Origin of the sequence: Streptomyces sp. NPDC048297, assembly GCF_043201585.1 — a bacterium.
Classification (GTDB): domain Bacteria; phylum Actinomycetota; class Actinomycetes; order Streptomycetales; family Streptomycetaceae; genus Streptomyces.
Window position 1 is genome coordinate 158433 of record NZ_JBICZA010000005.1, and the last position, 7847, is coordinate 166279.

The 7847-nt window shown below is 71.7% G+C and carries 9 protein-coding genes; 4 read left to right on the forward strand and 5 right to left on the reverse strand.

Going from position 1 to position 7847, the window contains the following annotated elements:
* Window positions 1-211: 211 nt before the first annotated feature.
* From ACGFYV_RS07480 to ACGFYV_RS07500, 5 genes are all read right to left on the reverse strand, one after another.
* Window positions 212-1420, reverse strand: a complete 1209-nt coding sequence (locus ACGFYV_RS07480) for a hypothetical protein (RefSeq protein WP_393877423.1) — start codon at window positions 1418-1420, stop codon at window positions 212-214.
* Window position 1421: 1 nt separating this feature from the next.
* Window positions 1422-2195 (reverse strand): hypothetical protein, encoded by a 774-nt coding sequence (locus tag ACGFYV_RS07485; protein ID WP_393877424.1) that lies wholly within the window; start codon window positions 2193-2195, stop codon window positions 1422-1424.
* A gap of 37 nt (window positions 2196-2232) precedes the next feature.
* Window positions 2233-2532, reverse strand: coding sequence for a hypothetical protein (locus ACGFYV_RS07490; RefSeq protein ID WP_393877425.1), 300 nt, complete (start codon window positions 2530-2532; stop codon window positions 2233-2235).
* Between the two features lie 339 nt (window positions 2533-2871).
* Window positions 2872-3162: a hypothetical protein gene (locus tag ACGFYV_RS07495; protein ID WP_393877426.1), complete on the reverse strand. Its 291-nt coding sequence runs from the start codon at window positions 3160-3162 to the stop codon at window positions 2872-2874.
* The gene (locus ACGFYV_RS07500; RefSeq protein WP_393877427.1) at window positions 3159-3584 is read right to left on the reverse strand and encodes a DUF6668 family protein; all 426 of its coding nucleotides are present in this window, start codon (window positions 3582-3584) and stop codon (window positions 3159-3161) included. Before ACGFYV_RS07500 ends, ACGFYV_RS07495 begins: the two co-directional genes overlap by 4 nt.
* A gap of 336 nt (window positions 3585-3920) precedes the next feature.
* Between ACGFYV_RS07500 and ACGFYV_RS07505 the strand changes: the two genes are divergently transcribed.
* From ACGFYV_RS07505 to ACGFYV_RS07520, 4 genes are all read left to right on the forward strand, one after another.
* Complete coding sequence (locus ACGFYV_RS07505) at window positions 3921-4961, forward strand: peptidoglycan DD-metalloendopeptidase family protein (protein WP_393877428.1); 1041 nt, start codon at window positions 3921-3923, stop codon at window positions 4959-4961.
* A 65-nt stretch (window positions 4962-5026) separates the two neighbouring features.
* Window positions 5027-5731, forward strand: coding sequence for a hypothetical protein (locus ACGFYV_RS07510; protein WP_393877429.1), 705 nt, complete (start codon window positions 5027-5029; stop codon window positions 5729-5731).
* Window positions 5732-5739: 8 nt separating this feature from the next.
* Window positions 5740-6927, forward strand: a complete 1188-nt coding sequence (locus tag ACGFYV_RS07515) for a tetratricopeptide repeat protein (RefSeq protein ID WP_393877430.1) — start codon at window positions 5740-5742, stop codon at window positions 6925-6927.
* Between the two features lie 88 nt (window positions 6928-7015).
* Window positions 7016-7591 (forward strand): hypothetical protein, encoded by a 576-nt coding sequence (locus tag ACGFYV_RS07520; RefSeq protein ID WP_393877431.1) that lies wholly within the window; start codon window positions 7016-7018, stop codon window positions 7589-7591.
* Window positions 7592-7847 lie beyond the last annotated feature (256 nt).

Genomic DNA, 7847 nt, shown 5'->3' on the forward strand with positions numbered 1-7847 from the left:
ACGCGGGGGGGGGGGGGGGGGGGGGGGGGGGGGGGGGGGGGGGGGGGGGGGGGGGGGGGGGGGGGCCGGGGCGGGGGGGCGGGCCCGGCCGCCCGTCGGAGGGACTACCGAGAACTACCTCGGATCTACCGAGAACTACCTTGGATCTACCGAGAACTACCTCGGACCTACCGAGTAAATACTGAGCAACTACCTCGGTACCACCGGCGGTTCACTGGTTGTGCCCCTTCATCCCGTCGTTGTCGTCCAGGGAGTTGGCCACCTCGCTGGCCGCGGCCACGGTGGTCTGCGCGACGACGGCGGCGGCCTGCACGGCCACGGCCGCACCACCGGTGGCGGCACCGGCGGCCGCTCCGCCCGCGGCGCTCGCGGCACCTCCGGCACCGGAGCCGCCTGCCGCGCCGGCTCCGCCGCCGCCCGCCGACGGGGCGGGAGCCGGGGCGGCGCCGCCCTCGGACGGCGAGCCCTTCGGGCCCGAGCCGCCGCTCGCGCCGCCGCCACCACCCCCGCCGCCTCCGCCCCCGCCGGAGGCGATGCTGACGGCACCGCTGGCGAGGTTGTTCACGGCGTTGAGCGCGACCGTGCCGCCGGACGTGCTGCCGAGCGCCGCGGTGGCGGGGACGATCAGCTTCAGCAGGGCCGGCAGGGCGAAGACCGACAGGATGAGCATGCCCATGCCCGCGATGGTCTGGTCGAGGTTCTTCGTGTCCTTCGTCATGGAGGTGGCCGAATAGATGATCAGGGCCGCCGCCGGTTTGTACAGCACCCAGGCCGCGAGCCAGCCGGTGTGCTTCTTCCACCAGCCCTCGCCCCACCCGGTCATGGACGAGACGGCGGCCAGCGGCAGCGTGCCCACCAGCATGATCAGCACCCCGATGCGGATGTACATCAGGCAGATCTGCACGAACGACGACAGCATCACCAGCAGGCCGAAGATGAGCACCAGGCCCGGTGACTCCAGCGTCATCACGCCGAGGATCTTGGACGCCTGGTCGCCGAGGTCGGACTTCTCGTAGATGTCCCTGGCGTACGTGTCGGAGGCGTTGGTGAGGGCCTGCACCAGGGGCACCGCGAGCCCGCCGACCAGGAGGACCTTCCACATGCCCATGAACGCCTGCTTCATGGGCTGGCCCCTGCGGTCGAGGGCCATCTTGACCGCGGCGATGAGCAGACACCCCACGGCCACGTAGCCCACCAGCCAGCTGGTGACGCTGTGGATGTCCGTGGTGGGCTGGGCCGGGTTGGAGACGTTGATGTTCATCCAGACGCCGTTGAGCGACTTCAGCGTCTCCGCCGTCGCGTCGCCGATCGCCTTGGCGAAGGCCTCGACGCCGCCGTTGGCCAGCTGCTCACCGCCCTTGGACAGGCCCCACTTGAGGCCCTCGCCCACGCAGTCGTACACCTTCCAGCTACAGGACATCTCAGTTCCCCCAGGTGACGAAGCCGTTGGTGCCGCTCACCTGGGACGTCCCGGAGTAGATCGTGCCGTCCGTGTCGGGCACGACCTTCCAGTCGCCGTCCTGCCAGCGCACCGTCATCGAAGCGGCCCCGTACGTACCGGCGTTGGGACCGCGAACCAGGATCATCACGGTTGCTTCCTGCCTGTTGTACGACAGCACGGTGAACCCCGCGTAGCCCCCCGGGTCGGCCTGTCCGGAGGTGGGCTTGTCCTCCTCCCCGGCACGGCTGGCGATCAGCGCGTCGCGGCCCGCGCCCGGTACGACCTGCCGGTCCACGACCGTGCGCCAGCCCGGGTAGTTGAAGTGGTCCGTGATGGCCTGGGCGGCGAGCACGGCCCCCATCGGGGTGTGGGCGTAGCAGGACCAGACGGGTCCGTCGAACTTCAGGGGTCCCGCGGTCTTCGAGACCGGGACCAGGCCCGTTCCGTCGGCCTTCCAGGAGAAGTCCTTCGGCGGTGCCTTCGGCTTCTCCTGGTCGCTGTCGTCGGTGCGGCAGCCGGCGGGCCGGTCGTCCTTCGCCCCGCCTCCTCCCGTGCCACCGGTCGCGGTGCTCTTGCTCGGGCTCGGAGAGGGGGAGGCGTTCGGTGATCCGTTGTCCCCGCGTGTCATCAGGGTGAAACCGCCGAGGACGACCAGCACCAGCAGGAACCCGGCCGACAGGATCCAGCCTCGCTGCTGCCAGAACGGCTGCTCCCATTCTCCGCTGCCCCCGCGGGAGCGGCCGGAGTTCACCATGTCGCTGTGTCCCTTCTGTGGAGTGCCTGGTGGTGGATCAGCCGAAGACGAAGGTGACGACCGGTCCGGCGGTGGCCACCAGGACACAGCCGCCGAGGACCATGCCGAGTCGGCCCATGTGCTCCGAGCCCTCGCCGCGGCGCATGGAGATCGCCATCATCGCGCCGGTGATCAGCACACCGGCGACACCCGCCGCCGTACCGACCCAGGCGAGCAGGCCGAGGACGGTGTTCACCTTGGAGGTGAGCTTGTCCGGGGCGTCCCGGGTGGGGTCGGGAATCTTGCCGTCCGCGAGGATGACGTAGCTGTGGGCCTTGACGGCAAGTGCCTTGATCATGAGTTCTCCCCGATTGTGCTCGGCCCGGCGGACCGAGAGTGGTGCTGGAGTGTCACGTGCGTCGTGTCACCGATGACTTGGCGAGTCACCGATGACGTAGCGAGAGTGCCGAGGTGTGAGGGCCGCGATCAAGAGGCGTAGCGGTTCTGCATCACCGAGTGACGTGTTCGTGACAGTGGTACAGCCGGTGGCGGCCGGCCGGATGCGTGCGCCGTCCTCGTTCATGAGGCGCCGTCCTCGTTCATGAGGCGCCGTCCTCGTTCATGAGGCGCCGTCCTCGTTCATGAGGCGCCGTCCTCGTTCATGAGGCGGTGTGCTCGTTCATGAGGCGATGTTCGTTCATGAGGCGGTGTTCCAGAAGTCCAGGCCGACGAACTGCACCAAAGGGCCCGCGCAGGCCGCGATGACGCACGCGGCCAGCACGACGAGGTACTCCTTCAGATGCTCCTCGGCGTCGCCGGTCTTCAGCGCGAGCGCCATACGGGTGCCGACGATCAGCAGCCCCGCCACTCCCGCCGCGGTGACCAGCCAGGCGATGTAGCCGAGCACGGTGTCCAGTTGGGCGGTGACCGTGGAGGGCGGGTCGTATGCCAGGTCGGCCATGCCGATCGCCGTCAGTCCGGCATTCATCCGTCGCTCCTAGGGTGGGGGTCGAATACGGGTGGTGCGGCGACCAGTTCGGCCAGGCCCGACGTCTCGCGCGGTGCGGGCGCGCTGAGATCGCCCGTGCGCCACGCCGGCACCCAGGGCACCCGGTGCACCCGCACCGCCGAGCCGATCACCTTGATCCGCTGCTGCAGGGCCCGGGGCAGTCGCCCGGGGGCGTCGGCGACCAGCGCGACGGCCGCCAGTTCGAGACCGGGAGGGTGCTCACCGCGCCGGAAGACGTCCAGGGTCCGCGACACCGCCTGCAGTCCGGCGGCGTGCGTGCGCGCCACCAGCACGACGGTGCCCGGCTCGCCCTGGTCCGGACGGGGCCAGGAACGGCCCGCGTCGGCTCCGCCGAAGACCGCGGCCAGGGTGGAGGCGCCGGCGCCGCCGTGTGCCGCCACCCAGGCCAACCGGCCCGGCGCCAGCGCCGGTTGGGCGGCCTGTACGGGCTGCGCAGGCTGCGACGGTGCGACGACAGGCCCGCGAATCCATATGTCGGGGCCGCTCAGTTGGCTCCCTTGCACCGGCAACTCATCTCCCCCGTACCGTGATCGGCCGACCCGCCGTATGACTCTCCTGGTGATTCTCCCCGTGATTCTCCATTGGGGAAGGAGTTGGGGTAGCACCGGGTGAGGCTCTGCGACAACTTTGTGACCGGCCGGTTACTCACCCGGCGGCCCGCAGCCGTGAGACTCAACGAGGCACAACGTCGTACCATTTGACGCTGAGGGGAGCGGATGTCCAACAACGGGGGAGGGGCCGTCGGCTGGGCGGTCGGTGGCGCGCTCGCCGCGGTCATGTTGCCGGTGATCATGATGGTCGCGGTCGGCGGGAACGTGAAGGCGGAGGACGACACGAACGGCGACGGCGTCGGCGGCGGGCTCAAGAGCGGCTCGGTGAAGCCCGAGTACGTCCCCTGGGTCCTCAAGGCCGGAGCCCTGTGCGACGTCATCAAACCCGCCGTCATCGCGGCCCAGATAGAGGCCGAGTCCGGATGGAACCCCAACGCGGAGTCCCCGGTGGGCGCCCAGGGCCTGTCCCAGTTCATGCCCGGTACCTGGCCGAACTGGGGCAAGGACGAGGACGGCAACGGACAGGCCTCGCCGTTCGACCCGGCCGACGCGATCATGGCCCAGGGACGCTACGACTGTGCCCTCGCCAAGGACGTCGAGGGGTACAAGAACCGGGGACAGGCCTCCGGCGAGACCCTCGACCTGGCGCTGGCCGCGTACAACGCCGGCCCCGGAGCGATCCAGGAGTACCACGGCATGCCGCCGTACACCGAGACGCAGAACTACGTCGTCCGCATCAAGTCGCTGATACCCAAGTACCAGTCGATCGACGACACTCCGGGCTCGATCCCGCCGGGCCAGAAGATGGCGATGCCGCTGACCGGCAACCCCCCGGTCACCTCGCCCTACGGGATGCGGCTCCACCCGATCCTGCACGTGTGGAAGCTCCACACCGGAATCGACTTCGGAGTGCCGGCCGGTACGCCGTTCCTCGCGGCCCGGGACGGGAAGGTGACCTTCGCGGGCTGGTCCAACGGCTACGGCAACCGCGTGGTCATCTCGCACGGCACCGTGGACGGCAAGGAGATCTCCACCACCTACAACCACATGTCGGCCATCAACGTCTCCGTGGGACAGGAGATCAAGGTGGGACAGCAGGTCGGCGCGGTGGGCTCGACCGGCTACTCGACCGGGCCGCACGCCCACTTCGAGGTCATGGTGAACGGACAGTACGTGGACCCCGCGCCCTGGCTGGGGCTGAAGTGACGTACCACGCGGCGCAGAAGGAAGCTGAAGAGAAAGCTGAAGAGAAAGCGGAAAGGAGGGACGCGATGAGGAAGAGCGGCGTACGAGCCGGGCACCGGTCCGCGACCGCCCTGCTCACGGCGGTCGCCGGACTGGCCCTGCTGACGGGGTGCGCGCTGCCGGACCACCGGGACGCCGACGCCAAGCCGGGCGGCTCCGCGTCGGCGACCCCCTCCTTCGTCCCCAAGGCGCCCGTACCGTCCGGGAAGGCGCTCGGCCCCGACGCGCACGTCACGGACCCGGGCGGCGTGAAGGGCACCGACGCCGGAGCCGTGGCCAAGGCCTGGGCGGAGATGGCGTACAACTACGACACCGCGTACGACAGCAGCCCCCATGACGCGGTGCTGCGTGCCTCACGCTGGCTCACGGAGCGCGGGGCGAAGGCCGAGAGCCGGTACCGGCCCGAGAGCGGACCCGGGAACGAGTGGAACACCTGGGCCAAGCACCACGCCTGGACCGCCGTGACCGTCACCAGCGAGTTGGAGGACGACGCGCCGGTCGACAGCGACACGGTCGCCTATCGGTCCCTGGTCGTCGAGGGAACCGCGCACGGCCGGGACGGCTGGTCGGGCACCGGACCGCGCCTGAACGCCTATGTCAAGCTGGTACGTTCGACGGTCGGCGAGCCGTGGCGCGTGGACGACGTGACAGTCGTCGAGGCCGTGGCCCCACCGAGCCGTGACACGTCCTCCGCGCCCACGGACTCACCGTCCGACACTTCTGGTCAGTGAGGGAACCGATGTCCAGATTCAGTCGCAGGCGCCAGAAGGACCAGCAGCAGCCGGTACCTGAGCAGGTCTCCGCCCCCGGGCTGCGGCCCATGGAGGTGCACGTGGCGCCCGACGGGCGCGCCGCGGTGGGGGGCCTGCCGGTCGTGCCGGTCCCCGGCGAGAGCGTCCAGGAAGCGGTGCTGAACTATCTGCACCGCCTGGTCCTCGCCACCGGCCACCCGGTCGCGGCCGTGATCCACGACGAACGGATCGGGTACAGCACGCCGATCCAGGTCGCGGCGGACGGATCCAGCGCCTTCGCGGGAGAGCCCGTACCGCTGTCCGGAAGGCCGCAGGCGGGCGCGGTCCCGCAGCCGGTCCCGCAGCCGGAGGCAGGACCGGAGGCGCCGCGCACCGGGACACCGGAAGCGGAACCCACTCCGGCACCGTACGGGTCACCCGCCCCCGCACCGGATCCGGCACCTGCCCCCACGCCGCACGTGGCACCCGCCCCCGAACCCGCCCCCACGCCGCACGTGGCACCGCTCGCCGCGGAACCCGCGTCGCCGCAGCGGCGGGACAAGGCGACGCGGGCACTGCGCGCGGTGCCCGATCCGGAACCCGTACCGTCCCCGTCCCCGGCACCGGTGCCCGACCCGGTTGCCGCGCCCGCACAGGCCACGGCTCCCGCCCACGCCGCGACCCCGGCGGGGGTGACGGTGCCCTCCCTCCTCGCCGAGCCCGTACGGCGGATCAACGAGGCGGTGAGCATGGGCCGGATAGAGTCCGCCGCGGCGATGGCGGAGCAGACCATCGCGTCGGCGACGCAGACCCTCGGAGCGGACCACGGCGAGGTGCTGCAACTGCGCGAACTGGCCGCCTACATCGCCTATCTGGCGGGCGACGCGCCGCGCTCCTTCGCGCAGTCCATGGAGGTCGCCCGGATGCGGCGGCGCCACGACGACGAGCGGGCCTTCGCCAGCGTGCAGAGCGCCGCAGCCGCCTGGCGGGCCCTGCGGGACCCGGCGCAGGGTCTGGCCCTGGGCCATGAACTGATCGCCCTGTGGATCGACATGGCGGCCGGCGGAGGCCCCGCCGCGGCCGATCCGGCACAACTCGACTCCGTGCGCGCCCGGATGGCCCGCCTCGCCGAGCGCGCCCGCACGCAGTCCGGTGGCGAGATGCCGAGGGGGAACTCCCATGCCTCGGGCGGCTGACCGCCACTTTGCCGGGAAAGCCGCCGGGACAGCCGCCGGGAAAACTGACGGGAAAACCGGCGCGACGGTCGCGGCGAAGTCAGCTGCCGTGAAGACCGGCGAGCGGGCCGACGGGAGGGCCGCGCACCGTGCGGCGGTCGCCCGTCTGCGCGGCCGTCCGCCGCGGCCCCGCGTCGAGGTGACGGTCAACGAGTTCAACGGAACGGTCAGTTGGCGGGTCCTGTCCCCGGCCCGTCTGAACCCGCCGGGCAGAGGCCGGGCCGGGGACAGCCGGGCAAGGCCGCGCACGAGCGAGGCGCCCACCACGCGTGCGCGTGCGGCGGCTCTGCGGGCGGCAGGACTCGATCCGAACGCGCCCGCGAAGGGCGCCGCCCCGATCCCCACGCACCCCGCGTCGGTCCGCGCGGCCGTGGCAGCGAGCGCGACGGCGTCGCTCTCACCGGAACAACTACAGGCCCACCTGGCACGGGTCGGCATGCTCCGCTCCCAACTCGCGGGTGATTTCTCCCGTGCCGCCCGTATGCCGTCGGCAGTGGCGGCCCGCTTGCGCACGGTGCCTTCGAGTGCCCAGCTGCACGCGGTCACGACCGCACAGTCCGCCTTGTCCTCCCGTCCGGCGGCGCCCCGGCCGGGCGCCTCGCCTGCGGCCGGCCCGCACAGGTGACGGCCGGCGCGGGTGAGGGGACGCGCGCGGTGTCAGTTCGCGGGTGATTTCTCCCGTGCCGCCCGTATGCCGTCGGCAGTGGCGGCCCGCTTGCGCACGGTGCCTTCGAGCGCCCAGCTGCACGCGGTCACGACCGCACAGTCCGCCCTGTCTTCCCGCCCGGCGGCGCCCCGGCCGGGCGCCTCGCCTGCGGCCGGCCCGCACAGGTGACGGCCGGCGCGGGTGAGGGGACGCGCGCGGTGTCAGTTCGCGGGTG